The sequence below is a fragment of the Janthinobacterium sp. HH104 genome (assembly GCF_001758715.1).
In the GTDB taxonomy this organism is placed as follows: Bacteria; Pseudomonadota; Gammaproteobacteria; order Burkholderiales; family Burkholderiaceae_D; genus Janthinobacterium; species Janthinobacterium aestuarii.
The window spans coordinates 254530-279283 of the sequence record NZ_LRIB01000034.1 but is presented as its reverse complement, the minus strand read 5'-3'; the positions used below and the strand labels follow the sequence as shown (position 1 = coordinate 279283).

Annotated in this window: 21 protein-coding genes, 1 tRNA gene and 1 pseudogene; 16 read left to right on the top strand and 7 right to left on the bottom strand. The window is 62.5% G+C overall.

The annotated features are described in order from the left end of the window. The first annotated feature begins 2 nt into the window (after positions 1-2). The 12 genes from JAB6_RS14690 to JAB6_RS14635 all read left to right on the top strand — a co-directional run bounded on the left by JAB6_RS14690 (position 3) and on the right by JAB6_RS14635 (position 13302). Complete coding sequence (locus JAB6_RS14690; RefSeq protein ID WP_070303404.1) at positions 3-917, top strand: LysR family transcriptional regulator; 915 nt, start codon at positions 3-5, stop codon at positions 915-917. 168 nt (positions 918-1085) lie between these two features. Next, positions 1086-1757, top strand: coding sequence for a DUF4286 family protein (locus tag JAB6_RS14685; RefSeq protein ID WP_070303403.1), 672 nt, complete (start codon positions 1086-1088; stop codon positions 1755-1757). A 108-nt stretch (positions 1758-1865) separates the two neighbouring features. Continuing rightward, the gene (locus JAB6_RS14680; RefSeq protein WP_070303402.1) at positions 1866-3194 is read left to right on the top strand and encodes an MFS transporter; all 1329 of its coding nucleotides are present in this window, start codon (positions 1866-1868) and stop codon (positions 3192-3194) included. Positions 3195-3198: 4 nt separating this feature from the next. After that, positions 3199-3876, top strand: a complete 678-nt coding sequence (locus JAB6_RS14675) for a DUF2848 domain-containing protein (protein WP_070303401.1) — start codon at positions 3199-3201, stop codon at positions 3874-3876. A gap of 4 nt (positions 3877-3880) precedes the next feature. Further along, positions 3881-5230, top strand: coding sequence for an amidase (locus tag JAB6_RS14670; protein WP_070303400.1), 1350 nt, complete (start codon positions 3881-3883; stop codon positions 5228-5230). Between the two features lie 91 nt (positions 5231-5321). Next, positions 5322-6653, top strand: coding sequence for a paraquat-inducible protein A (locus JAB6_RS14665; RefSeq protein ID WP_070303399.1), 1332 nt, complete (start codon positions 5322-5324; stop codon positions 6651-6653). After that, positions 6646-8277 carry an intermembrane transport protein PqiB gene (locus JAB6_RS14660; RefSeq protein ID WP_070303398.1) on the top strand — a complete coding sequence of 544 codons (1632 nt, stop codon included), beginning with the start codon at positions 6646-6648 and terminating at the stop codon, positions 8275-8277. Before JAB6_RS14665 ends, JAB6_RS14660 begins: the two co-directional genes overlap by 8 nt. Next, entirely contained in the window at positions 8274-8870 is a 597-nt protein-coding gene (locus JAB6_RS14655) for a membrane integrity-associated transporter subunit PqiC (RefSeq protein WP_070303397.1), read from the top strand. Before JAB6_RS14660 ends, JAB6_RS14655 begins: the two co-directional genes overlap by 4 nt. A gap of 47 nt (positions 8871-8917) precedes the next feature. Next, positions 8918-9316: a DUF2946 domain-containing protein gene (locus tag JAB6_RS14650; RefSeq protein ID WP_254671627.1), complete on the top strand. Its 399-nt coding sequence runs from the start codon at positions 8918-8920 to the stop codon at positions 9314-9316. Between the two features lie 77 nt (positions 9317-9393). Beyond that, positions 9394-11517 carry a TonB-dependent receptor gene (locus JAB6_RS14645; RefSeq protein ID WP_070303395.1) on the top strand — a complete coding sequence of 708 codons (2124 nt, stop codon included), beginning with the start codon at positions 9394-9396 and terminating at the stop codon, positions 11515-11517. Between the two features lie 8 nt (positions 11518-11525). Beyond that, a complete protein-coding gene (locus JAB6_RS14640; protein WP_070303394.1) occupies positions 11526-12863 on the top strand; it encodes a PepSY domain-containing protein in 1338 nt (445 codons plus the stop codon). A gap of 55 nt (positions 12864-12918) precedes the next feature. Then, the gene (locus JAB6_RS14635; RefSeq protein WP_070303393.1) at positions 12919-13302 is read left to right on the top strand and encodes a hypothetical protein; all 384 of its coding nucleotides are present in this window, start codon (positions 12919-12921) and stop codon (positions 13300-13302) included. Between the two features lie 6 nt (positions 13303-13308). Here JAB6_RS14635 and JAB6_RS14630 read toward each other — a convergent pair whose 3' ends face one another. Then, complete coding sequence (locus tag JAB6_RS14630) at positions 13309-14223, bottom strand: LysR family transcriptional regulator (protein ID WP_034754711.1); 915 nt, start codon at positions 14221-14223, stop codon at positions 13309-13311. A gap of 102 nt (positions 14224-14325) precedes the next feature. On the opposite strand from JAB6_RS14630, the gene JAB6_RS14625 reads away from it, so the two are divergent. The 4 genes from JAB6_RS14625 to JAB6_RS14610 all read left to right on the top strand — a co-directional run bounded on the left by JAB6_RS14625 (position 14326) and on the right by JAB6_RS14610 (position 18085). Continuing rightward, positions 14326-15435, top strand: a complete 1110-nt coding sequence (locus JAB6_RS14625) for a muconate/chloromuconate family cycloisomerase (RefSeq protein WP_070303392.1) — start codon at positions 14326-14328, stop codon at positions 15433-15435. A gap of 9 nt (positions 15436-15444) precedes the next feature. Beyond that, entirely contained in the window at positions 15445-15735 is a 291-nt protein-coding gene (gene catC / locus JAB6_RS14620; RefSeq protein WP_070303391.1) for a muconolactone Delta-isomerase, read from the top strand. An 11-nt stretch (positions 15736-15746) separates the two neighbouring features. Further along, the gene (gene pcaD / locus JAB6_RS14615; RefSeq protein ID WP_070303390.1) at positions 15747-16550 is read left to right on the top strand and encodes a 3-oxoadipate enol-lactonase; all 804 of its coding nucleotides are present in this window, start codon (positions 15747-15749) and stop codon (positions 16548-16550) included. A 143-nt stretch (positions 16551-16693) separates the two neighbouring features. Next, a complete protein-coding gene (locus JAB6_RS14610) occupies positions 16694-18085 on the top strand; it encodes a sodium:solute symporter (protein WP_217494631.1) in 1392 nt (463 codons plus the stop codon). A gap of 13 nt (positions 18086-18098) precedes the next feature. Here the strand turns inward: JAB6_RS14610 and JAB6_RS14605 are convergent, their stop codons facing one another. The 6 genes and pseudogenes from JAB6_RS14605 to JAB6_RS28985 all read right to left on the bottom strand — a co-directional run bounded on the left by JAB6_RS14605 (position 18099) and on the right by JAB6_RS28985 (position 24184). After that, the gene (locus tag JAB6_RS14605; protein ID WP_070303388.1) at positions 18099-19493 is read right to left on the bottom strand and encodes a GntP family permease; all 1395 of its coding nucleotides are present in this window, start codon (positions 19491-19493) and stop codon (positions 18099-18101) included. Positions 19494-19619: 126 nt separating this feature from the next. Then, positions 19620-19694, bottom strand: a tRNA-OTHER gene (locus JAB6_RS29340). 249 nt (positions 19695-19943) lie between these two features. Then, positions 19944-21501: pseudogene (locus JAB6_RS14600) on the bottom strand (IS66 family transposase). A gap of 563 nt (positions 21502-22064) precedes the next feature. Then, the gene (locus JAB6_RS14595) at positions 22065-22817 is read right to left on the bottom strand and encodes a hypothetical protein (protein WP_070303387.1); all 753 of its coding nucleotides are present in this window, start codon (positions 22815-22817) and stop codon (positions 22065-22067) included. A 291-nt stretch (positions 22818-23108) separates the two neighbouring features. After that, positions 23109-23585: a hypothetical protein gene (locus tag JAB6_RS14590; protein WP_070303386.1), complete on the bottom strand. Its 477-nt coding sequence runs from the start codon at positions 23583-23585 to the stop codon at positions 23109-23111. After that, positions 23582-24184 carry a hypothetical protein gene (locus JAB6_RS28985; RefSeq protein ID WP_139143394.1) on the bottom strand — a complete coding sequence of 201 codons (603 nt, stop codon included), beginning with the start codon at positions 24182-24184 and terminating at the stop codon, positions 23582-23584. Before JAB6_RS28985 ends, JAB6_RS14590 begins: the two co-directional genes overlap by 4 nt. Between the last annotated feature and the right edge of the window lie 570 nt (positions 24185-24754).

Sequence of the window (24754 nt, the reverse complement as noted above, 5' to 3'; positions counted from 1 at the left end):
CATTGAATACCCGTTTTCTCGAAGCGTTTGTCTGGGCTGCGCGGCTGGGCAGCTTTCGCACGGCGGCCGACAAGCTGCACATCACGCAGGCGGCCATCTCGAACCGCATCGCCTCGCTGGAACAGGATTTCGGCACGCGCCTGTTCGACCGCGACGCGCGTGAAATCCGCCTGACCTTTGCCGGGCGCAACCTGCTCGTGTACGCCGAGCGCATGCTGGAACTGTGCCGCGACATGTATGCGGCCAATTCTTCGCCTGCGCTGATCACGGGCGAAGTGCGCATCGGCGTCATCGAAACCATCGTGCATACGTGGCTGATCCCGTTCCTGCAGCGCGTGCAGGAGCGCTATCCCGGTATCGAGATTCAGCTGACGTCGGAATCGACGCGCCGCCTGCACGAACAGCTGCAGCAGGGCGAGCTCGATATCGCGCTGCAGACGGACATGCTGACGGGCGACCATATCCGCAGCACGGGCAGCGGCGCCATCGCCATGGGCTGGGCCGGCAGGGCCGCCGACTGGCCCGATACGGGCGTGCCGTTCACGGTGGCGCAACTGGCGCAGCATCCGATCATCACCATGAACCGCGGCTCGCAGCCGCATTCGGCCTTGAAAGCGCTGTGCCAGGACGAGGGCGTGCAGCTGGGAAGAGTCCACTGCGTCAGCTCGATTTCCGCCATCGTGCGCCTGGTGAAAGCGGGCTTCGGCATCGCCGTGCTGCCGCTGGCGCCCCTGCGCGAGGAAATCGAGCAGGGCCACATCGCCCTGATTCCCTGCACCAGCAGCCTGGCGCCGCAGCGCATCGTCATCAGCTACAGCGAAGACATCACCACGGAAGCGATCCAGCTGGTGGCCATGCTGGCGTGCGAGGAGGCGGCACGGTTTAGCGTGGGGCTTGCGGAGGAGTACGGAGCTTGACGCGGTGGCGTAGGTCGGATTAGCGCCCCGGCGCGTAATCCGACAACATTGTTGACCCCACCCACAAGAAAAACTTATCAGTCGCGTTCAGAATAACCCGTTTGCCAAGTGATGGCGTGCCACCTATTCTGGGTTGGCATACCACCCATAACGCAGAACGGAACCATCATGACGACGTCCCCCACCTTGCCAGGCATGCTGTTTGTCTGGACCAGCGCCGACCCCGAACACGAACGCGATTTCAACCGCTGGTACGACCGCGAACACGTGGAAGAGCGCGTGCGCATTCCCGGCTTCGTCAGCGGCACGCGCTATCAGAGCGTGCGCGGCCCGCGCAAATACCTGGGCCTGTACCGCACCGTATCGCTGGGCGCCTTCCAGACGCCCGACTACTTCAAGGCTTTCGGCCAGCAGACGCCATGGTCGCTGACGAACTTGCAGCGCATGGTCGACCCGATGCGCCGTGTATGTGCCATTGAGGCGGAAACGGGCATGGGCACGGGCGCCTGGCTGGCCGTGCTGCGCCTGGGCGCGCCCGCCATCGGCCAGGACGCGCAAGCCGTGGACGCCATGGCCACGCTGGGAACGAAGCTGCTGCAGATTGACGGCGTCATCGCCACGCGCCTGCTGACACCGGACGCGAATCTGTCCGGCCCTTTGCCGGCGGAACGGACGGAGGGCCGCGTGCTCGACCCGATTTTCCTGATCGACGCATCGTCCGAAAGCGCCGCCATGGCGGCCGCCAATGCCGCCAGCGCGGCGCTGGGACTCGATGCGGAACAGGCGGCCATCCTGCAACTATCCTGGCAATTGCGCGAGGCGGACCTGCGCGCTGCCTGACACGGCCGCGCGCATCTTGCCGGCACCGATAACACGAGACACGGGCCACGGCGCAGGGCAAAGCATCCTGCGCCGGGCCTGCAATAAAACTGACGAGAGAGGTAGGCTATGACCACATATACGAACGCTGCGCATCCGGCAGCCCAGGCACCGGGCGAGAAGGCCACGGCGGCCAAGACGGGACGTCTGGCCACGGCCAGCATGGTCGGCACGACCCTGGAATGGTATGACTTCACCGTCTACAACACCATGGCCGCGCTGATCTTCAATCACCTGTTCTTTCCCTCGTTCGACCCGCTGACGGGCACCATCCTGGCCTTTTCCACGTATGCGGTCGGCTATATTTCGCGCCCCATCGGCGGCGTGATCTTCGGCCATCTGGGCGACAAGCTGGGACGGCGCTGGGTGCTGGTGGTGACCCTGATGCTGATGGGAGTGACGACGGGCCTGATGGGCCTCTTGCCGACGTACGCGACGGCCGGCATCTGGAGCCTCATCCTGCTGGTGGCACTGCGTTTCGTGCAAGGCATTGCGCTCGGTGGCGAATGGGCGGGCGCCGTGCTGATCTCCGTCGAACACGGCGCGCCGGACAAGCGGGGACGCAACGCCTCGTGGACGCAGGTGGGACCATCGTTCGGCACCTTGCTGGCGACCGGCTGCATCGGCCTGATCACGTACCTGCTGCCGCATGAAGCATTCATGGACTGGGGCTGGCGCATGCCGTTCATCGCCAGCCTGCTGCTGGTGGCGTTCGGCATGTGGATACGCAGCGGCATCGAGGAAACCCCGCTGTTCAAGGAACTCGACCAGCAGGATGCGAAGGCGGAAGCGCCGATTGGCGACGTGCTGCGCGTGTACTGGCGTCGTCTGCTGATCGCCGGCGGCGTGCGTATCGGCTCGGACGTGCTGTATGCGCTGGTGGTGGTGTTCACCCTGACGTATGTGACAACGGTGCTGCACCTGTCGTCGACCCTGGCGCTGACGGCCATCATGGTCGGCACGGCCTGCAATGCGCTAGCGGTGCCCGTGTTTGGCACGCTGTCGGACAAGATCGGCCGCCGCCCCGTGTATGCGCTGGGCGCCATCCTGGGCCTCGTGTGGGCGTTTGCCTTCTTCACCTTGTTAGACACGGCCAGCCCGGCCGCCATCGTCACGGCCGTCGTCGTGGGCCTGGTCATCCACGCCATCATGTACGGCCCGCAAGCGGCCTTCGTCATCGAGCAGTTCCCCACCAAGGTGCGCTATGCGGGTTCCTCGCTGGCCTACACCCTGGCCGGTGTCATCGGCGGCGGTTTCGCCCCGCTCGTCATCGCCAGTCTGTACCGTTCGTACAACAGCACCGTGGCCGTCTCGCTGTACGTGGCGGCGGCCTTGCTGATCACCGGCGCCGCCGTCTTTGCGGCGCGCGAAACGGGCCGCGGCCCTCTTGAGGAATAACATCATGACGACATTGCGTTTTCAACTGGCCGGCCACGGCCCCGTCACCTTCGACATCGATCACCTGATCATCGCCGGCTGGACGGGCCGCGACATGGCGATGGTGGAACACCATATCGCCGAACTGGAAGCCATCGGCGTGGCGCGCCCGAAAAGCGTGCCCACGTTTTACCGCGTCTCGGCGGCATTGCTCTCGAGCGACGCGGCCATCGAAGTGCCGGGCGGCGATTCCTCGGGCGAAGCGGAATTCGTGCTGTTTTCCACGGAATACGGCCTGCTGGTGGGTATCGGTTCCGACCACACGGACCGCAAGGTGGAAAGCTATGGCGTGACGGTGTCGAAGCAGATGTGCGGCAAGCCTGTGGGCGACACCTTGTGGCGCTATACCGACGTGGCCGGCCACTGGGACCAGCTGCAGATGCGTTCCTGGCGCGAGCGTGCCGGCGTGCCGGCCCTGTACCAGGACGGTCCCGTGACGCGCATGCTGTCGCCGGAAGACCTGATTCAGCGCTACACGGGGCAGGCGACTCTGCCCGTGGGCAGCGCCATGTTTTGCGGCACGCAACCGATCATCGGTGAGATGGGCCATGGCGACGCTTTCGCGCTGGAGCTGTATGATCCAGCCTTGCAGCGCCGCCTGCAGCACCGCTATGCCGTGCAAACCCTGCCCGTGGAAGGATAAAACAATGACCAAGACCATTCGAGAACTGGCGGCCGACCTGGCCGCCGGCCGCATCACCAGCGTGGCGCTGACAGAGCAGATGCTGGCGCGCGCCGAAGCACACCGGGCGCAGGGCGGCCATGCCTATGTCAGCCTCGATGGCGAACAGGCGCTGATGGAGGCGCGGGCCAGCGATGCGGCGCGCGCCGCCGGCATCGTTGCCTCGCCGCTGGCCGGCGTGCCCATCTCGATCAAGGACCTGTTCGACGTCAAGGGGCAAACCAGCAGCGCCGCCTCGCTGGCGCTGGCCGATGCACCGCCTGCCGTGGCCGATGCGGGCACCGTGGCGCGCCTGCGCGCGGCCGGCGCCGTCCTGCTGGGCCGCACCAACATGAGCGAATTCGCGTTTTCCGGCCTGGGCTTGAATCCCCATTACGGCACGCCGCGCAATCCGCACGATCGTGAACGTGTGGCGGGCGGTTCCACCTCGGGCGGCGCCGTGACAGTGGCGCTGGACATGGCGGCCGGCGCGCTGGGCACAGACACGGGCGGCTCGATCCGCATCCCGTCCGCTTTTTGCGGCTTGACCGGTTTCAAGCCGACGGCCGCTTCCGTGCCGCTGGCTGGTACGGTGCCCCTGTCGCGTTCCCTCGATTCGGCCGGCCCCATCGCCCACAGCGTCGACTGCTGCGCCATTCTGTATGCGGCGCTGTCGGGCAATGACATCGGCGCGCAGGCGCCGGCATTGAAAGGCTTGCGCTTCGGGTTTACCCTTGACTACGTCGGTACGCACGTGGAGCCGCAGGTGCAGCAGGCTTTCGATGCGGCGCTGGACCAGCTGCGGCAAGCGGGCGCCTTCGTGGAGCAGTTCGATTTCCCCGAAGTGCTGGAACTGCCGGGTATCAACGGCGGCGGCGGGCTGGTGGCGGCGGAAGCCTGGCACTGGCACAGGGAGCTGCTGGAAGAGAAGGGCGCGCAGTACGACCAGCGCGTGGCGGCGCGCATCCGCCGCGGCCAGCAGCAGGGTGCAGCGGACTACATCGATTTACTCGATGCGCGCGCGCGCCTGATCGCCATCGCGGAGCAGCGCCTGGCGCCATACGACGCCTGGCTGATGCCCAGCGTAGCCATCGTCGCGCCGCAGGTCGCGCCATTGGAATCGGATGACGCCACCTTCTTTGCCACGAATGGCCTCGTACTGCGCAACGCCAGCGTGATCAACTTCCTCGACGGCTGCGCGCTGTCCTTGCCGTGCCATGCGGACGGCGAACTGCCCGTGGGACTGGGTATTTGCGGCCTGGCTGGCGCGGACGGTCAAGTGCTGCAAATCGGCCGCGCCGTGGAGGCGCTGCTGCGGGGGCGTGGAAAAGAATAGTGCCGTAGTGCAGGAAAATGCCAACTATGTAATATGATGGCTGGCATTGACATGGGATAGTCGCGCTTCGGGCGCTGGCAAACTTCACACTGTGCACCGATACGACCTGATTAGCTGTCATGACTGCGGCGTGCTGTACCGCAAACGTCCGCTGCGTCCCCGCGAAAAGGCGCGCTGTATCCGTTGCCGCTCGGTGCTGTACCGGGGCGCGCACGCGCGCGGCGCATCGGCCGAATTGACCAAGGTGGTGGCGCTGACCCTGGGCGCCGCCTTCGTCTTCCTGATCGCCCAGTTTTTCCCCATCGTCGAACTCGATGTCAATGGCCTCACGTCCAGCGCCACCTTGCTCGGTTCCATCCGCGTGCTGTGGTCCGAGCAGATGCACATCGTGGCGACGATGGTCTTCCTGTTTACCATCCTCTTTCCCGCCATCGAACTCGGTTCCCTGCTGTATGTGGCGCTGGGCTTGCGCGGCGGCGTCAAGGTGCCGGGCTTTAACCGCGTGCTGCGCGCCGTGCAGACGGCGCGCGAATGGGGCATGACGGAGGTGCTGATGATCGGCATCCTGATCACCGTCGTCAAGATGACCAGCCTGGCCACGGTGCTGCCGCAACCGGGGCTGTTCGCGTTTGGCGCGCTGACCCTGATGCTGGCCATCGTCGTCTCGTTCGACCCCAAGGCCCTGTGGAACCTGGGCGACGACCTGACCCGCCAGGCGCTGCCCGGCATCCGCTACAAGGCTTTCGCCCCGGGCGATAAGGTGTTGCCCTGCCATGCCTGCGGCCTGGTGGCGCCGCCTCTGGGCAAGGGCAGGCACCTGGCGTGCGTGCGCTGCGGCACGGCCCTGCACGTGCGCAAACCGGACAGCATCAACCGCACCTGGGCCTTGCTGATCGCCGCCATGATCCTCTACATTCCCGCCAACCTGCTGCCCGTGATGGTGACGCAATCGCTGTTCGGCGCGCAGGACGACACCATCATGAGCGGCGTGGTGCTGTTCTGGACCAGCGGCTCGAAGGGCCTGGCCATCATCATTTTCATTGCCAGCGTGGTCGTGCCGATGCTGAAACTGGGCGTCCTGGCGCTGCTGGCGTTCACGGCACAGCGGCGTTCGCGCTGGCGGCCGCGCCAGCGCACCATTTTGTACCGCATGGTCGAATTCATCGGCCGCTGGTCCATGCTCGACATCTTTGTCGTCACCCTGACGGTGGCGCTGGTGCGCTTCAAGTCGCTGGCCGTGATCACGGCCGGACCCGGTGCGCTGGCCTTTGGCGCCGTGGTGGTGCTGACCATGCTGGCGGCGATGCAGTTCGACCCGCGCCTGATCTGGGACCCCGTCGACGACAAGGCGGCCGAGGATGAAAAACGCAGCAGTGCGGCAAATACCGGAAACAATACAGTGATTGGAGAACAGCATGGCTGACAAAGAAACGGGCGACCTTGCCGAAACCGGCGCGCGGCCTCTGCCCGAACCCGATGTGGACCCGGCCAGCCGCTGGCTGCCGTCGCTGGTGTGGCTCATTCCGCTGCTGGCCGCGCTGATCGGCGCCGGCCTGGCCGCCAAGTCCATCCTCGATCAGGGACCCACGGTGACGGTCAGCTTCAAGAGCGCCGAAGGCCTGGAGCCGGGCAAGACCAAGGTCAAGTACAAGGATGTCGATATCGGCCAGGTGCGCGCCATCACCCTGGGCGACGACTTGAGCAAGGTGCTCGTGACGATCGACATGAGCAAGGAAGCGCGCCGCTTCGCCACCGCCGATTCGCGCTTCTGGGTGGTGCGCCCGCAGATCGGCGCCAGCGGCGTGACGGGCCTGGGCACCTTGCTGTCGGGCGCCTACATCGGCGTCGACACGGGCAAGTCGGAAGCCAAAAAGGAGAACTTCATCGGCATGGAGAGCCCGCCCGCCGTGGCCGGTGACCAGAAGGGCAAGCTGTACACCTTGCATGCGGACAGCCTCGGCTCCGTCGATGTGGGCTCGCCCCTGTTCTTCCACCGCCTGCGCGTGGGCAAGGTGGTCAGCTTCGCGCTGGACAAGGATGGCAACGGCATCACCATGTCGGTTTTCGTCAATGCGCCGTACGACCAGTTTGTCGGCAAGGATGCGCGCTGGTGGCATGCCAGTGGCGTCGACGTGCGCCTCGATTCGAACGGCTTCAAATTGAATACGCAATCGCTGGCCGCCATGCTGGTGGGCGGCATCGCCTTCGAGGCGGAAAACGGCCGCAAGCCCGTCGAACCGGCGCCGGCCGGCACCAACTACCGCCTGGCGGCCGACGAGGCCAGCGCCATGCGCGAGCCCGATGGCGAGGCGATCACCACAGTGTTCTATTTCGACCAGTCCCTGCGCGGCTTGCAGCCTGGCGCCACGGTGGACTTCCGCGGCATCGTGCTGGGCGAGGTGCGTTCGGTGGGCATCGAATTCGATCCCGTGAAGAAGAACTTCCGCATGCCCGTCACCGTCAACCTGTACCCGGCCCGCCTGGGCATGCGCTTCAAGGCCGCCGTCGACGATGAGGAAGGCTCGGCCGGCCACCAGCTGCTCGAACGCATGGTCAGCCGTGGCTTGCGCGCCCAGCTACGCACGGGCAACCTGCTGACCAGCCAGCTTTATATCGCGCTCGACTTCTTCCCGAAAGCGCCGAAGGTGGCGCTCGATCCGAACAGGTATCCGCTGGAAGTGCCGACCGTGCCGAATACCCTCGATGAATTGCAGACGCAGATCGCCAGCATCGCCCGCAAGCTCGATCAGGTGCCGTACGCGGAGATCGGCAATAACTTGAACGCCACCATCAAGCAGGCCAATACCCTGTTCAAGCAACTCGATGGCCAGGTGGTGCCGGAAATGCGCGACACCCTGACGGCGGCGAAACAGACTTTTGGTTCGGCCGAACAGGTGCTGCAAAAGGATTCGCCGCTGCAGTCGGACGTGCGCCAGGCCTTGCAGCAATTGACGCAAACCCTGCAATCGCTCAATGCCCTGTCGGATTACCTGGAACGTCATCCCGAGTCCCTGATCCGCGGTAAAAAAGGAGATGAAAAAAAATGATGAAACCGATTTTTTCCGCACTGCTGGCGGCCAGTCTGCTGGGCGCCTGCTCCACGCCCCAGCCCGAGCATTTCTATACGCTGAGCGGCGGCGCCGACGCGCAGCCGGCCAAGCCCGTCAAATATTATGTCGAGGTGCTGGCCGTCAGCGTGCCGCAGCAGGTGAGCCGCAACCAGTTTGTTGTGACGGCGCCATCTGGCCGCATCGAACTGCTGGAGCAGCAGCGCTGGGCGGGGCCGCTGGCCGGCGAGATCGGCCAGGCCCTGTCGACGGCCGTGACGAACGATCTGGGCGCCATCGATGTGTTCCGCACGCCATACCCGGACAAGCTGCCCGTATACCGCATCAGCACCAATGTGCAGCGCTTCGAGTCGGTGATGGGCCAGTACGCGCTGATCGACGCCGTGTGGAGCGTGCGCCAGCTGGCCAGCAACAAGGTGGTCACTTGCCGCACGATCGCCAATGAAAAGGTGGGCGCCGGCTACGATGAACTGGTGCTCGGCCACCGCCGGGCCGTGAACCGCATCGCCGCCGATACGGCAAGCGTCGTGCGCGCTTTTGACAGCGGCAACGCCGCCTGCCCGGCCGCCTGAGCCTCTTTCCGCTACCCAGTCCCGGCGGCCGCTGGTAAAATGCGGCCATGGGAATGACCTTGTTCACGCGCCGCTTTGCCGCTTGGATCGCCTGTTTCGCGATCCTGCTGGCGGCGCTCGCGCCATCGATTTCCCAGGCCGTCGCCAACGCCAAGCAGGAATCCGGCTCCGGCTGGGCGGAAATCTGCTCGGTGGCCGGCATCCGTTTTGTCCAGATCGATGGCGGCGCCGCCGATGAAAAATCCGGCGGCAAGGCCATGCAGATGGAGCATTGCGCCTTCTGTTCCACGCATGCAGGTTCCGTCGGCCTGCCGCCCGCCAGCCCCGTGCTGCCGCTGCTTGTGGCCAGCGGCACGGCCATTTTCCCGTCCCTGTACTACCAGTCTCCCGCACCGCTGTTCATCTGGTCCACCGCGCAGTCGCGCGCGCCGCCCGCTCTCGTCTGAGTTTTTGCATTTTCAATGCTGGCGCTGTCCACCTCGCGGTGTGACGCGCCGCATCCGCACACTTATACGAGAATCACATGAACAAGAAACTGTTGGTGCTGGCCGCGGCCATCACCGTGGCTTACCCGTGCGCACAGGCGCAGCAACCTGACCAAACTGATCACGCCATCGACACCGTCGTCGTTTCCGGCTCGCGCGCGCAATCGTGGCTATCCGAAACGCCGCAAGCGATTGGCGTCATCAATGCCAAAACCCTGGAACGCGACAAGCCCAAGACCATGGGTGATATCCTCAACCGCATCGCCGGCGTGTACTGGAATGACCTGGGCAACGAGCAGCACAGCATGAGCATCCGCCAGCCCATCGGCACGAATGCCGTCTACCAGTACCTGGAAGATGGCATTCCCATCCGTCCGCTGGGCGTCTTCAACCACAATTCTCTCAACGAGATGAACATGGCGGGCGCCGGCGGCGTGGAAGTGGTGAAGGGCGCCGCTTCCTCGCTGTATGGCAGCAATGCCGTCGGCGGCGCCGTCAACTTTCTCACGGCAGGCGCCAGCGCGACACCGACGGCAAGCGTGGGCGTGCGACGCGACAGCGTGGGCGGCTACACGCGCTACGACACGGCCGCCAGCGATACCTGGGGCCCGCTGGGACTGCGCTTTTCCCATTACAGTTCGCGCCGCTCGCGCGACAACTGGCAAGAGTACAGCTATGGCGACAAGGATTCGTTCTCGCTGCGTGCCGACTATGCGCTCAGCCCCACGTCGCAGCTGCGCGCCACCATCGTCCACACGGATCTCGATGCGGCCATGACGGGCAGCCTGTTCGAGAACGACTACCGCCGCAATCCCGGCAAAAGCCTGAATACGTTCACCTACCGCAAGGACAGGACCACGCGCATGAATCTGGCGTGGGAAGGGCAGACGACGGCCAATGGCACCAGCACCGTCACCGTGTTTACGCGCAAGAACGACCATGGGCAGCTTCCCGCGTATTCCATAGGCAGTTGCGCGGGACTGCTGTGCAAGGGCGTCATCAACAACAACCACGTCGATTCACTGGGGCTGGACGTGAAGCACCAGCAGGAATTCGCCTGGCTGCGTTCGCGCCTGATCGCCGGCGTGTATGTCGACAAGAGCGACAATCCCTTTGTCAGCGATAACCTGTCCATCGTGCGCGATGCGGCCACGGGCCGCTACCTGCGCTACTCGCTGGCCAATGCGTCCAATCCGCAGGGCGTGCGCGACTACCAGACGGACATCCTCAACACGGCCGTCTTCGCGCAATGGGAGTTCTCTCCGCTGCCTGGCACGCGCGTGGTGCTGGGCGGCCGCTCGGACGCCATCCGCTACGACTACCATAACAGGCTGGCGCCGGGCGGCAGCGCCAGTTACGGCGCGCCCGACGAGTCGCGCAGCTTTTCGCATGTGAGCCCGAAGCTGGGCGCCACCTACGCCATCGGCCATGCGGGCAGCGCGTATGCAAACGTCAGCCAGGGTTTCACGCCGCCCGAAGTGAGCCAGCTGTATGGCAAGACGGGCATCGCCAACTTGCAGCCGTCCGTCTACAACAACTATGAGCTGGGCTTGCGCTGGGCTTTTTTGCAGGGGCGTTTGAAACTCGATACGGCCCTGTACCGGCTCGACGGGCGCGACACCATCGTCAGCTATACCGTGTCACCGGGGAATAGCGAAAACCGCAATGCGGGGCGCACGCGCAGCGAAGGGCTGGAACTGGGCCTGACCTATGACAGCGGTCCGTTCGACGCGCGCTTCGCCACGGCCATCGCGCGCCACCGCTACCTGCGCTACCAGGTGTCCTCCACCCTCGATTACAGCGGCCGCGCCATGCCGCAGGCGCCGCGTGACATCACCTCGTTCGAGGTCGGCTACAAGCCCGTGGCGGGCGCGCGTATCGCGCTCGAAGCCGTGCACCAGGGCCGCTACTGGATGAACAATGCCAACACGGTGGAGTACAAGGGCCATGCGCTGCTGAATGTGCGCGCCAGTTACCAGATCGCGCGCGGGCTGGAAGCGTGGGCGCAGGTGCGCAATCTGATGGACAAGCGCTACGCCGATTCGGCTAGCAGCAGTTACGCGGGCACGGGCAGCTACGCGGCCAATACGCAGAACCAGTACACGCCCGGTGCGCCGCGCAGCGTGATGCTGGGCCTGTCCTATACCTATAGCGCACTGTGAGGACGGCCATGGACGATTTCACCTTTCTCATCGCGCGCCGCAAAAGCCTGTACTGGCGCATCCACTTCTGGGCCGCGCTGATCGCCTCGCCCTTCGCGCTGGTGGCCACCCTGACGGGCATCCTGTACGTGTTGACGCCGCAGATCGAGGCAAGGCTGTACCAGCACCTCGATCATGTGGCGCCGCAAGCGTCCATGCTGCCGCTGGACGCCGCCGTGGCGGCCGCCGAACGGGCCGCGCCGCGTGGCTGGACGGTGCAGCACGTGGTGCCGCCGTTTCAGCAGGACGATGCGGTGCAAGTGGCGTTCGCGCCGCCCGGCGGCGCGCACGATGAACATGCTGGACATGGGATGCCGGTGAAGGCCAGGCCGAAGTTCGGCCTGCCTGCGCAAGCCATCGTCATGTATGTGAACCCCTATGATGCGCGCGTGCTGGGCAGCCTGGCCAGCAGCGAGCGTTTCGGCAACTGGGCAAAAAAGCTGCATTCGCGTTTGCTGCAAAACGATGGCTGGCGCTGGATGATCGAGCTGGCCGCCAGCTGGCTGATGGTGATGCTGGTGACGGGCGTGGTGCTCTGGTGGCCGCGCGGCGCGCAATCAGGCTTGCCGAAGCGGGGCGCGCGGGGCCGCAATGGCTGGCGCCAGTGGCATGCGTTTCTCGGCGTGGCGCTCGGTATTGTCAGCTTCGTGATCCTGACGACGGGGCTGACGTGGAGCCAGCAGGCAGGCGGGCGCATCCGCGCGCTGCGCGACGTCAGCGGCCAGGCGCCGCCGCCCGCGCCGCGAGGCTTGCATTCGACCGAGGCGGGTGCTCCGCTCGACTGGCAGGATGCGTGGAAGGTGGCGCGCAGCCATGCGCCCGCCATCGCCGTGCAGCTGACGGCACCGGCCAGCCAGGACGACGTGTGGCGCGCCACGATGGCCGACCGCAGCCAGCCCACCCTGCGCTTCGACCTGCAGTTCGACGCCTACAGCGGCAAGCCCCTGTATTACGCGGGCTGGGAGGCGCAGACGGCGTTCGGCAAGGCCACCGCCATCGGCATCCCGTTTCACCGCGGCGAATTCGGCTGGTGGAACCAGGCCTTGCTGCTGGTCTTTGGCGCCAGCGTGCTGTTCTCGCTGGTGTCGGGCTGGGTGATGTTTTTCAAGCGGCGCTTGCCTGGCTCGCTGGGTTTGCCCAAGCTGCTGCCGGGCGCCTGGACGTCGCCTTCCGCGCTGGCCTGGCTGGCGGCGGCCGCCATGTGTGCGCTGATGCCGCTGCTGCTCGTTTCCGGCGGCATGCTGTTGCTGCTGGAGCTGGTCCTGGCGAAATGCGGTGCGCGTATCGGCAGGATGCGATTGCGCTAGAATAAGGGGTGCGGCCAGGCTCGTTGCCATGGGCCGCCCCTTGTAACGGCTGAACATGGTATTCATCGACTTTCCCGCCTTGTCCGCACTGGCCGCCGCGTCGGCGCTGGTGACAAAAAAATGCAGCTGCTGCGCCGTCCCGCTGGACGCCTGGCAGCGCCTGCCTACCTCGCTGGAGCTGGACCGCTTTGAAGAAATCGGCACCCTGCGCGAGGACCCGTACGAGGAGCCGACGTTTGCCGAATATCACCCGCACGGCACGCGCTACGACAGCATCGATGCGCCCATCGCACCGCGCTACTATCCCGCCAACCTGAGCCAGGTGGCACGCTGCCTGAACTGCGGCCGCCACTACCTGCGCTACAACGAGGCGGGCGGCTATTTCACGGAATTGCGCATCCGCGCGCTGCGCCCGGAATTGCTGGCCGACGCCGCGTAGTCATCGCTACAGGCTTTCCTTGACGTGCGCGATGCCGTGTTCATCGTAGATCGAGTACACGGCGGCGAGGATGTTTTCCAACTCGGGCGAGCGGTCCCTATGCCGCATGCTGAATAAGATGGGCGAGAACGCATGCTTGTCGTCGAGCTTGCGGTACACGACGTTCCGGTGATGCATGGCTTGCACGCTTTCGGGCACGATGGAAATGCCCTGGCCGGCCGCCACCAGTCCCATGGAAATCTGCAGCTCGCGCACTTCCGTGACGGGGCCGGGCGTGACATTGCCTTCGCTGAACATGGCCAGCACCTGGTCGGCAAAGCTGGGGCGGGGCGCTTTCGGGTACACGAGCAGGGTTTCGTGGGTCAGGTCCGTCAGGCGCAATCCGCCTTCGCCCTTGGCCAGGCGGTGGCCCGGTGGCAGGGCCACCACCAGCCGCTCCTCGCGCAGCAGGATGCGGCGGATGCTGGGGTCTTCGCTTTTCAATCGCCCGAAACCCACGTCGATGCGGCCTTCCTTCAGGGCCTTCAACTGCTGCACCGTCGTCATTTCATGCAGGGTCACGTCGACCTCGGGATGGCGCTCGCAAAAACGGTGCACGATGTCGGGCAATTCTCCATACAGGGTCGAGGCGACGAAGCCGATCGACAGCGTGCGTTCCAGCTTGCCCACGCGCTGCGTCATCGCCTGCAGGTCGCGCACCTGGTCGAGCAACGGCCGCGCATGGGCGAGGAAAAACTCGCCCGCTTCCGTCAGCCGCAAGGGCCGCGACCCTTTTTCGATCAGCGCCACGCCCAGGGTTTCTTCCAGCTGCTGCATCTGCCGGCTCAACGGCGGCTGCGCGATGTGCAGGCGCGCGGCGGCCCGCGTGAAGTTCCTTTCCTCTGCGACCGCAACGAAGTAGCGCAAGTGCCTTAATTCCATCTTCATACCTTTCAGGTATAGGTTTGATACCAACTCGGTGTTGGACGTGGGGATATTTGGGGAATATGGTGTCACCACTCCACAGAATTATACGGAATAAATATGATTCAAAATATCGAGACCTACCTGGTCGATGTGCCTACCATCCGCCCGCACCGCATGTCGGTCGCCACCATGAATACGCAAACCCTGGTGCTGGTGCGGCTGCGCTGCGCCGACGGCATCACGGGCTGGGGCGAAGCGACCACCATCGGAGGCTTGGGCTACGGCGGCGAAAGCCCGGAAAGCATCAAGACGAATATCGATACCTATATCGCGCCGCTGCTGGTCAGCATGGAAGCGAGTGCAGTGGCCAAGGCCATGGCCAAGGTGCGCAAGGTCATCCAGGGCAATCGCTTTGCCAAGTGCGCGATCGAGACGGCCCTGCTGGATGCCCAGGCGCGCCGCCTGGGCGTGCCGCTGTCAGAACTGCTGGGCGGCCGCGTGCGCGATGCGCTGCCCGTGGCCTGGGTGCTGGCCAGCGGCGACACGGCGCGCGATATCGCCGAAGGGGAAAAAATGCTGGAACTGCGCCGCCACCGCATCTTCAAGCTGAAGATCGGCTTGCGCGACGTGATGGATGACGTGGCCCACGTGCTGGAGATCAAGCGGGAGCTGGGCGAACGGGCCAGCGTGCGCGTCGACGTCAACCAGGCCTGGAGCGAGATGGACGCCGTGCGCGGCATCGCCGCACTGGAAGCGGGCGGCGTCGACCTGATCGAGCAGCCCGTCAAGGCGGGCAACCGCGCCGCGCTGGCGCGCCTGAAGCAGCGCTTCGACGTGGCCATCATGGCCGATGAAGCCTTGCACGGTCCTGCCGATGCGCTGGCGCTGGCGCAGGCCGATGCGGCCGACGTGTATGCCGTAAAAATCACCCAGTCGGGCGGCTTGCTGCCCGCGCTGGAAGTGGCCACCGTGGCGCGTCTGGCGGGCGTGGGCCTGTACGGCGGGACCATGCTCGAAGGCGGCGTCGGCACGGCCGCCACGGCCCACGTGTGTTCCACGTTTGCGGAACTGGCCTGGGGCACGGAACTGTTCGGGCCTTTGCTGCTGACGCAGGAAGTCTTGCGCGAGCCGCTCGTCTACCGCGACTTCATGCTGCAGGTGCCGACAGGGCCGGGCCTGGGCGTCGAGATCGATATGGACAAGCTGCGCTCCATGCAGCGTCAATAAGGAGAAACCATGTTATTCCATGTACGCATGAACGTGAACCTGCCCTTGAGTATGCCCGCCGAGCAGGCGGCGCAGCTGAAGCAAACGGAAAAGGAACTGGCGCAACGTCTGCAGCACGAGGGCAAGTGGCGCCACCTGTGGCGCATCGCCGGCCAGTACGCGAACGTCAGCGTCTTCGACGTGGACAGCGTGGACGAGCTGCATAATTTGCTGACCTCCCTGCCGCTGTTTCCCTATATGCAGATCGACGTGATGCCGCTGTGCCGCCATCCTTCGTCGGTGCGCGACGACGATTCCTGAGGAGACATGCCATGACGCAGATAGGCAATGACACTGTCGGGCAGACGTGCGCGGTGGACGGTATTCGCTTGCATTACCGCACGGATGGCGGGCGCGGCAAGCCTTGTCTGGTCCTGTCGAATTCCCTCGGCACGGACCTGTCCATGTGGGATGCGCAGGCGGCCGCGCTGGCCGGTGACTTTTTTGTCGTGCGCTACGATACGCGCGGCCATGGCCGGTCGGCCAGCGGCGGCGCGCCGTTCGGCATCGACCGGCTGGGGCTGGACGTGGTGGCGCTGCTCGACCACCTCGATATCGAACGCGCCGCCTTCTGCGGCATTTCCATGGGCGGCTTGACGGGCCAGTGGCTGGGCATACACCAGCCGCGGCGTTTGACGAAGCTCGTGCTGGCGAATACGGCGGCGCGCATCGGCGGCGCCGCGCCGTGGCAGCTGCGGGCGGAGCAAGTGCGCCGCGACGGCATGGCCGCGGTGGCCGACAGCGCCGCTGCGCGCTGGTTCACGCCGCAGTTTATCGAACGCGAAGCGGAGACGGTGGCGCGCCTGGCCGGCATTTTGCGCAGTCAGGATGCGGGCGGTTACGCGGCCTGTTGCGACGTGCTGGCCCAGACGGACTTGCACGACGCCGTCGGCACGATCGCCGTGCCGACCCTGATCATCGCGGGCGAGCACGATCCCGTGACCACCATCGACGACGGGCGCTGGCTGCAGCAGCAGATCGCGGGCGGCCGTCTGGCAAGCCTGCCCGCCTCGCACATCTCGAACATCGAGGCGGCGGATTTGTTTACAGAGCAGTTGCGGACATTTTTATTGTGAGGCTTGCTGTACCGTATCGGTACGGCAGGAATGCGGCTTTCTCCTGAGCACCGCCGCCGGCTGGTCCGGCATGCGGCAGGGGAAGCTTTCTTGAAAAATAATAATAAGAAAAGCAGACTTGGAGTAGACGGATGGAAAACAGATTGATCATTATCGCTGCGGTCACGGTGGGCTATTTCGCCCTCATGTCGTACATTACCTATAGCGTGCGCAAGCATGCCAACAGCGCCGAAGGCATGACGGCGGGCGGGCGCAATTATCCCGCCTTCCTGATCGGCGCCTTGCTGCTGTCGGAATTCATCGGCAGCTCTGTCAGCATCGGCACGGCCCAGAAGGGCTATGAACTGGGCATTTCCGCCGCGTGGAATCTGGTGGCGCTGTCGCTGGGCTTTTTCCTGCTGGCCATCGTGCTGGTCAAAAAATACAAGGAAAGCGGGCAGTCGACGATTTCCGGCATCCTCGCGCAAACGTATGGCGAGCCCGTGCGCTATGCGGCGTCCATCCTCACCATCGTCGCGCTGAGCATCGTTGCCGTGGCCCTGTACGCGAGCGGCGGCGCCGTGCTGGCGGCCGTGCTGCACATCAACAAGACGGTCGCCATCTTGCTGGTGGGCGCCATCACCGTCATCTATGTCAGCCTGGGCGGCATGCGCTCTGTCGTGTACACGAATTTCGCCCACTCCATCGTCAAATACCTGGGCGTGATCCTGGCGCTCGCGTATGCGCTGGAAGCAACAGGCGGTATCGGCGAGCTGCAGGCGCAGTTGCCGGCCAAGATGTTCAACTGGGTCGAGATCGGCTGGGGCCAGATCATCGCCTGGATGATCGGCGGCATCGGTTCCATCTTCGCCACGCAATACGTGATCCAGGCCCTGGTCAGCACGGACAACCCGGCCGTGGCCAAGCGCGCCTGCTATTACGTGTCGTCGCTGATGATCCCGTTCGGCCTGATGGCGGCCCTGATCGGCATGTGCAGCGCCGTGCTGTATCCGGGCATGAAGTCGATCGACGCGTTTCCCACGATGATCGCCCACATGCCGGCGTTTTCCGCCAGCATCATGATCGTGGGCCTGGCCGGCGCCCTGTTCGGCGGCATTTCCGCCACCACCCTGGCATCGGCCACCCTGGCCATGAAGGATTTTTATGATCCCTGGTACAACAAGGCGAAGAACGACGCGAAATCGCTGATGTTCCTGCGCATCGCCATCGTCGTGGCCGGCCTGCTGCCGCTGGTGCTGGCGCTGTATGCGGAAAAACTGCTGATGATCGCCTTCCTGGGCAAGGCCCTGCGCGCCACCCTCGCCGTGCTGGTGCTGATGGCCTTCTATGCGCCGAAATTCGGCACACCGCGCGGCGCTTTTGTCGGCGTGATCGTCTCGGTGATCGCCACGATTGGCTGGTTCCTGGCGGGCAATCCGTACGGCGTGGACAGTTCCTACCTGGCGCTGGCTGGTCCGTTGCTGACCATGGGTATCAGCCATCTGTTCAAGCCGGCGCAAGCGTTGGCGAAGCCGGCATCGTCGTCGCGGCTGTAGCTTGCCCCAACCCTCAGACTAGTCCCGTCATGTAATAGATGGCAATGACGAGGAACACGGCCACCGTCTTGATGACGGTGATGCCGAAAATGTCGCGGTAGGATTGGCGGTGCGTGAGCCCCGTGACGGCCAGCAGGGTGATCACGGCGCCATTGTGCGGCAGGGTATCCATGCCGCCGCTGGCCATGGCCACCACGCGGTGCATGACTTCGAGCGGAATGTGCGCCTGCTGCGCGGCCTGGATGAAACTGTCCGACATGGCGGCCAGCGCGATGCTCATGCCGCCCGAGGCCGATCCCGTGATGCCGGCCAGGGTCGTCACGGACACGGCCGCGTTGACGAGCGGATCGGGCACGCTGCGCAAGGTGTTGCTGACGGCAAGAAAACCGGGCAGCGCGGCGATGACGCCGCCAAAGCCGTATTCGGACGCCGTATTCATGGCCGCCAGCAAGGCGCCGCCCACGGCCGCCTTGGTGCCTTCGGCAAACGCGGCGCGGATGCGCCCGAAGGCCGTTGCGCAGACGAGCAAAATTCCCAGCAACAAGGCGCCTTCCACGGCCCAGATACCCGTCACGGCGCCGATCGACGTCGACACGGGCGCATGCAAGCCCGGCAGGGCCTCGGCGGTGAGCACGTAGCTGGCGCCGTACCATTGGGGAATCAGTTTGGTCAGCGCAAAGTTAGCCACGCCCACCAGCACCAGAGGCGCCACCGACAGCAGCGGATGGGGCAGGTCGCCCACGCCGGCCGTGACCTTGTCGGCCTCGGCCCCATAACCTTCGCCCGTCGCCATGACGGAACGGCGGCGCCATTCGAGAAAAGCCAGTCCCATGATCACCGTCAGCACGGCGCCGATGGTGCCCAGCCACGGTGCGGCCCAGCCGGTGGTGTTGAAGAAAGTGGTGGGGATGATGTTCTGGATCTGCGGCGTGCCCGGTAACGTATCCATGGTGAAGGAAAACGCGCCCAGGGCAATGGCGCCCGGCATCAGCCGCTTGGGAATATTGCTCTGACGGTACAGCTCGGCCGCAAACGGATACACGGCAAACACCACGACGAACAGCGACACGCCGCCGTACGTCAGCGCTGCGCACACGGCAACGATGACGGCATTTGCGCGCGAGCTGCCGATATAGCGAATGGCCGCCACGACGATGGACTGGGAAAAGCCGGACAATTCAATCAGCTTGCCGAACACGGCGCCGAGCAAAAAGACGGGAAAATACAGCTTGATAAAGCCCACCATCTTTTCCATGAAGATGCCGCTGAACACGGCCGGCACGGCGGACGGATCGGTCAGCAGCACGGCACCGAGCGCAGCGACGGGTGCAAACAGGATCACGCTGTAGCCGCGGTAGGCGGCCAGCATCAGGAAGGCCAGTGCGGCCAGAACTATCAGGAAAGACATCGGTCAGGCCCTTGCGCGAGAAGTGGTTAAGATATTAATAATGCAGTTAATATCATACTTCCCGGCAAGCCGCCAACGCGCAGGTCAAGGTGCAGGCAGTTCAAGCCGGCGCGCGAGGGAAAAGGCTGGTCGGGGTGAGAGGATTCGAACCTCCGGCCTCTGCGTCCCGAACGACAACTTTATGATCTATACCGTACCCCGGGTTGCGGGTGATTCATTATAAATCAAAGACTTACAATTCTAGTGTTTTTCTTCATGGAAATGAAAATGCGTGGGAAAAAGAGGAAACTGCCACTGATTTGGCACTGATTTTTGAACCGCTCAATCCGCCACCGATCTGCCATTTGAACTCATCCTAACCTACCACTGTAATCGTCTGCCCAGTGACGTCTTGAATGGGTTGGCGATTTGAATGATGATGGCATCACACCGCTGGGAAGCGGCGTGATCTCAGAGGGCTGCTGGCAAGCTGCAGTTCCAAGGCAAGAATTCATCAACCCGGTTGAGGAGATGATCGGCGATATGCGTCAGCACGTGACGCAACTAAGCTTCGGGGTCTACACCGCTCAGCTTGGCCGTGCCGATCAGCGAGTAGATCGCGGCGGCGCACTCCCCGCCGCTGTCGGTGCCGGCGAAGAGATAGTTGCGTCGTCCGATGGCCACGCTGCGCAAAGCGCGTTCGGCCGCCGAGTTGTCAATCTCGATGACACCATCGTCGCGGTAGCGCAGCAGCGCCGGCCATAGTTTGAGCGCATACAGGATCGCCGCCGCCGTGTCGGATTTACGCGATAGCGTTTCGAGCGTGCTGCGCAGCCAGCGTTCCAGGTCTTCGAGCAGCGGGAGGGAGCGCAATTGCCGAACTTCTTTTCGTTCGTCGGACGGCTTGCCTCGGATCTCGGCCTCGATCACATAGAGCTCGGCGATTCGGCGCAGCGCCTCGGTGGTCAGCGGCGTCGGTCGCGCCGCGTGCAGGTCGTGGAATTTTCGTCGCGCATGCACCCAGCATGCCGCTTCGTGCATCGTGCCGCCTTCGAACAATGCGTTGAAGCCGGCGTATGCATCGGCATGCAGAACGCCTTCAAACTTGGCCAGGTGCGTCTGCGGATGGATGCCCTTGCGGTCCGGCGTGTAGGCAAACCAAAAACCGCCGGCGGCGCAGTGTCGCCGGAAGGCCTGTCGTCGCGCACATAAGTCCACAGGCGCGCCGTCTTGGTTTTGCCGTTGCCGGGTGCCAGCACAGGGATCGGCGTATCATCGGCATGCAGCTTCGATGCCGCCAGTACGTGGCGGCGCAGGGCATCGACCAGTGGTCGCAGTAAGTCGCTGGCGGCACCAACCCAGCTTGCCAGCAGTGCGCGATCCAGATCGACGCCGTCCCGTGCATAGATCACGCTCTGGCGGTAGCGCGGCAAGTGGTCGGCTAACTTCGCCACAAGGACATGTGCCAGCAAACCGGGGCCGGCGATGCCGCGTTCGATTGGGCGGCTCGGCGCCGGCGCTTGCACGATGGCGTCGCAGCAGCTGCAAGCGAGCTTGGGGCGCATGGCGAATTACTCGGAAACTGGCCGCTACGTATTCGAGCTGTTCGGCCACGTCCTCGCCCAAAAAGCGCAGTCCACCACCGCAAGACGGGCATGCGTCGGCGGCAGGCAGATGGACCTTTTCATCGCGAGGCAGGTGTTTAGGCAGCGGCTGCGTACAGGCTTGTTGCGTGGTGCCCGGTCCGTTTTCAGGTGTCGCCTTCACCACCTCGCCTTCATCGGCTTGCAGATTCTCCAGCTGCAGTTCCAGCTGCTCGATCTGGTGGTCCAGTTTCTCGGACTTGCGGCCGAACTGCATGCGCCGCAGCTTGGCGATCCACAGCTTGAGATGCTCGATCTCGGTGGCGCGCGTGTTTAACTGCCAGTCCTACTACCTGTTCATCGCGCTCTTGAACGCGACGTTCGCTTGCCAATAGCAATGTCTTCAGGGCAGCGATATCGTCAGGTAGGTCGGCTGCAGTGAGCATGAAGCGAGTTTACGCGAGGCCGATGACGGTTACAAGGCCGGCGTCGGCCGCCAGGTGCGCTCTGGTCGGCGCCAGTCGATTCCCTCCATTTTGGGTATTTTTTAAAGCTATTTGAAGCTAGCAATGCGGCTGGCGAAAATCATGGGCGACATGCGCTTCAATGAACTGGTCAAGACCAGCCTCCAGCTGTGCCCTACGAGCACATTCGGTGCAGTCGCCGCGGGGCGGTTTGCGCGAACCGCAGAGTGCTAGCAATAAATGGCTTTTATCCAAAAAAAATCCCTTTCCCCTCAAAATCGCGCCGACTGCTTGATGCATACTGATTCCCCTTCCACAATCAGGGTCTCGGCCTACCGTCACCTACTCAGGTAATTACACTGGCCTCGACAAATACCGCGGTGGCCGATGATTCTTTTAGCGGTCACGGCTTCGTGTCTAGTTGCCGGCGCAGCGACACCCTCAAAGTGGCGATTCACTGTATCCAAAGTAATTCCCATTACAACGGTGACGGGAACTACTCTGGAGTACGTGGATTTTTAAGATAGATGGCAGTGAGCGGAATTTTACGTTAAATAGTCAGGATCAGTGTTGACATCATCCCAGAACTCCTCCTCGACTTCACTGCTGTAGTAGCAGAGTTTTTTTCCTTTGAACATCTCGCATACATAATTGACATCTGTGATGTGGAACTGTTCTACATTATTATTTAAATTTTCGAGATCTTCATTGCTTAGCACACCATACCACTTGATTTTAGAGTGACTGTAGATAACGAGCAACGCTTCGCCATTGTCGAGCCCGATCACCTCGGGAAATGCGGTCTGGTAGTAGCAATCCGGCTTAGCTATTAATGTATTACCGAACTTTGCAATAGCTCGAACCTCGTGTAACGTCCACGGATCCTCGGGATCGAAAGTGAGGCTAGATGGCATGCATCCCTCAACATCAATCTCCAAGTCATAGATATCGCAGCCCCAGTCACGATCAGTCCAATCTTCTCCCTTTAAAAAATATATGAAGCCATCACGATCAGTATGGGTCATATCGTCGTTGTGCCCTATGTCGGCGCAATAAAGTAAGACTCCATCACAGCGCACGACATATACGCTGTAAAAATCACCACACTTATCTATATATTTAACATCATAATAAGCGAGTGCACCAAGGGCGGCGGCGACTGGCGTCTTATATGCTGAGGCATACCCTTGATATAACGAGGTTTGGCCAACATACTGCGCGGCGATGTAATCAGCGCCTTCATCACTATGCGCAAAAGCGATACTTTGTTCAAAATCGGAAAAGATAAAATTATTCACTCTAAGCTCCTGGTTGTGCAGCCCCGTCCCAAAGATGAGAAATTTAAGGTGACTGCTTTCAATATAGTGTTAATGACTAGGCATAAGAGGAAGAAAGTCTTACATAAAAACACGTATATTTTACTGATGGTTTTAATGAAGACTAAGCGACGTTATCCCAGCAATCCTTGCAAGGTTTGCGTTAAACCCGTGTTGCTACGCGTAATTAATTCCCGCGACAACGAGCATAATTAGCGATGGTTGCCACGGCATGCCCCTCCAAGTGAGCATGTGCATCAGCGCCGTGCCTACCTAAACGAACACTCTTGCGTCATGCGAGGACCAGGTAAGGTCATCATTCATCATCTCGACAGTCACGTCATCTAACATCAGCGCGCCGACGTACCCCCACCATTCTGCTGGGCTTGCTCCCAGCCGCTTACCAACGCTGGCAAGAACATTCCAGATTGCCGGCTGCATCTTGGCTGCTTTGCGTAAATCTGCACCGCTTTTGAGGCGGCTAATGCGGCAGCCCAGCCGAACTACGCCGCCAGCCAGGTCATACATCTCACGAACCGTGAGCATGCGGCGCACGCCATCGACTACAAAAGCTTTGGCTGCGGTAGGTTCGAAGACTGGGTTCGTTGAGAACCAAATGACGGGTCGCTCGGACGCGAGAACGCCAATATGCGCAGGCCGAAGCACTCCGTTTTTCTGAATGAGCGCGAATTTTTGGCCGGTCGTGTAGTGCCAGGCGATGCTCGTATGCTGTTGAGTACCCGCGCTCATTTTGCCTCCTGCGATTTCGAGCTGGTCGACTGCAGCATATAGGCATGCTCGCCGGCCATGACACCGGCGGATGCCAACACTTCAGCCCAGTTGCTCTCCACTGCTGGAGCCATGGTGGCCGCGTCGAAGACCAACGCAGTCGTGCTCCAGAAACGTAAGCAGTCTTCGAATTCTTCGCCGGTGGAAATGTGGGGGTCCCAGGGCTCTTTACGAGCCAGAGCTCCGACCCAAGCAGTGATAAGCTCATATTCACCCTGTCCGGCTCGTGGTTTGGCAATCACGACCACCGTGGTTGAGTCATTCCCGACAGCACCAGGGGCCGCAACACGTGATGGAAATTTTCGGTTGTTCCGAAGTGCGAACAGCGCGCGGTGGTGAGTTTGGATTGGATGAGTTGTTACGACACCAGAGCGGCCGATTACGCGTCCCATAGGGACTTCGCATTCAAGCTTCATACCGTCGGAAGGCAAGTGAAGTTTGCTAGCCGCTTCGGGAAGATGCGTAATGACATCTGGATGAGCCAAGAGGTGGCTCTGAACGCGCGCAGAAATGCTGAGATAACCACCGCACGCCGTTTTGTATTTGCCCAACTTCATCATTTTTTCTCCTAGAGGTATAGACGGACTTCGGGATGAAGTCATCTAAATAGGTAATCAATGATGAAGAAGCCGTGCCGGCAATCTTCGTGAATTATAAATTCACTTAAAGACACACATCCATCTCTCGTTGAGGATGATTTGTATGCGGCTTTCACAATACAACATTTCCATGTGGAAATCAAACTTTTATGAGGCGAGCTTAGTAGCCACGCCGTATTGGTTGATGGCTCGTCGCGTTGGATTGCCGACCTCGTAAAACGAGCTACAAGCGATTTTTTCGAGCTTGCCAAGGGGTGAGGTACTCTTGGTTAGGCTCAAATTCGGTGTAATCCAGAGGTATTTCAGCAGCCTGTTAGTCACTTCCATAACTGGCAAGTCAAGGGCAACTACCCTCACTCCCATTTGATTCAACATCTCGACGGTGCAGTCGATGTCAGCGGCATTCTACAGTTCAAAGAAGCGCTTTCACTGGCCAATAGCGTCCTCAAGGGTTGCAAATCAATCAATGAAGCCGATCTAGGCATCACACACTCTGTCGATTCAATTGAGGCTCCATTGAACACAAAGCCT

Excerpts from the sequence above, each read along its gene's own strand:
- JAB6_RS14685 (WP_070303403.1), top strand. The coding sequence starts at position 1,086 with ATGACGACGTCCCCCACCTTGCCAGGCATGCTGTTTGTCTGGACCAGC.
- JAB6_RS14680 (WP_070303402.1), top strand. The coding sequence starts at position 1,866 with ATGACCACATATACGAACGCTGCGCATCCGGCAGCCCAGGCACCGGGC.
- JAB6_RS14675 (WP_070303401.1), top strand. The coding sequence starts at position 3,199 with ATGACGACATTGCGTTTTCAACTGGCCGGCCACGGCCCCGTCACCTTC.
- JAB6_RS14670 (WP_070303400.1), top strand. The coding sequence starts at position 3,881 with ATGACCAAGACCATTCGAGAACTGGCGGCCGACCTGGCCGCCGGCCGC.
- JAB6_RS14660 (WP_070303398.1), top strand. The coding sequence starts at position 6,646 with ATGGCTGACAAAGAAACGGGCGACCTTGCCGAAACCGGCGCGCGGCCT.
- JAB6_RS14655 (WP_070303397.1), top strand. The coding sequence starts at position 8,274 with ATGATGAAACCGATTTTTTCCGCACTGCTGGCGGCCAGTCTGCTGGGC.
- JAB6_RS14650 (WP_254671627.1), top strand. The coding sequence starts at position 8,918 with ATGGGAATGACCTTGTTCACGCGCCGCTTTGCCGCTTGGATCGCCTGT.
- JAB6_RS14645 (WP_070303395.1), top strand. The coding sequence starts at position 9,394 with ATGAACAAGAAACTGTTGGTGCTGGCCGCGGCCATCACCGTGGCTTAC.
- JAB6_RS14640 (WP_070303394.1), top strand. The coding sequence starts at position 11,526 with ATGGACGATTTCACCTTTCTCATCGCGCGCCGCAAAAGCCTGTACTGG.
- JAB6_RS14635 (WP_070303393.1), top strand. The coding sequence starts at position 12,919 with ATGGTATTCATCGACTTTCCCGCCTTGTCCGCACTGGCCGCCGCGTCG.
- JAB6_RS14630 (WP_034754711.1), bottom strand. The coding sequence starts at position 14,223 with ATGGAATTAAGGCACTTGCGCTACTTCGTTGCGGTCGCAGAGGAAAGG.
- JAB6_RS14625 (WP_070303392.1), top strand. The coding sequence starts at position 14,326 with ATGATTCAAAATATCGAGACCTACCTGGTCGATGTGCCTACCATCCGC.
- catC (WP_070303391.1), top strand. The coding sequence starts at position 15,445 with ATGTTATTCCATGTACGCATGAACGTGAACCTGCCCTTGAGTATGCCC.
- pcaD (WP_070303390.1), top strand. The coding sequence starts at position 15,747 with ATGACGCAGATAGGCAATGACACTGTCGGGCAGACGTGCGCGGTGGAC.
- JAB6_RS14605 (WP_070303388.1), bottom strand. The coding sequence starts at position 19,493 with ATGTCTTTCCTGATAGTTCTGGCCGCACTGGCCTTCCTGATGCTGGCC.
- JAB6_RS14590 (WP_070303386.1), bottom strand. The coding sequence starts at position 23,585 with ATGAGCGCGGGTACTCAACAGCATACGAGCATCGCCTGGCACTACACG.
- JAB6_RS28985 (WP_139143394.1), bottom strand. The coding sequence starts at position 24,184 with ATGATGAAGTTGGGCAAATACAAAACGGCGTGCGGTGGTTATCTCAGC.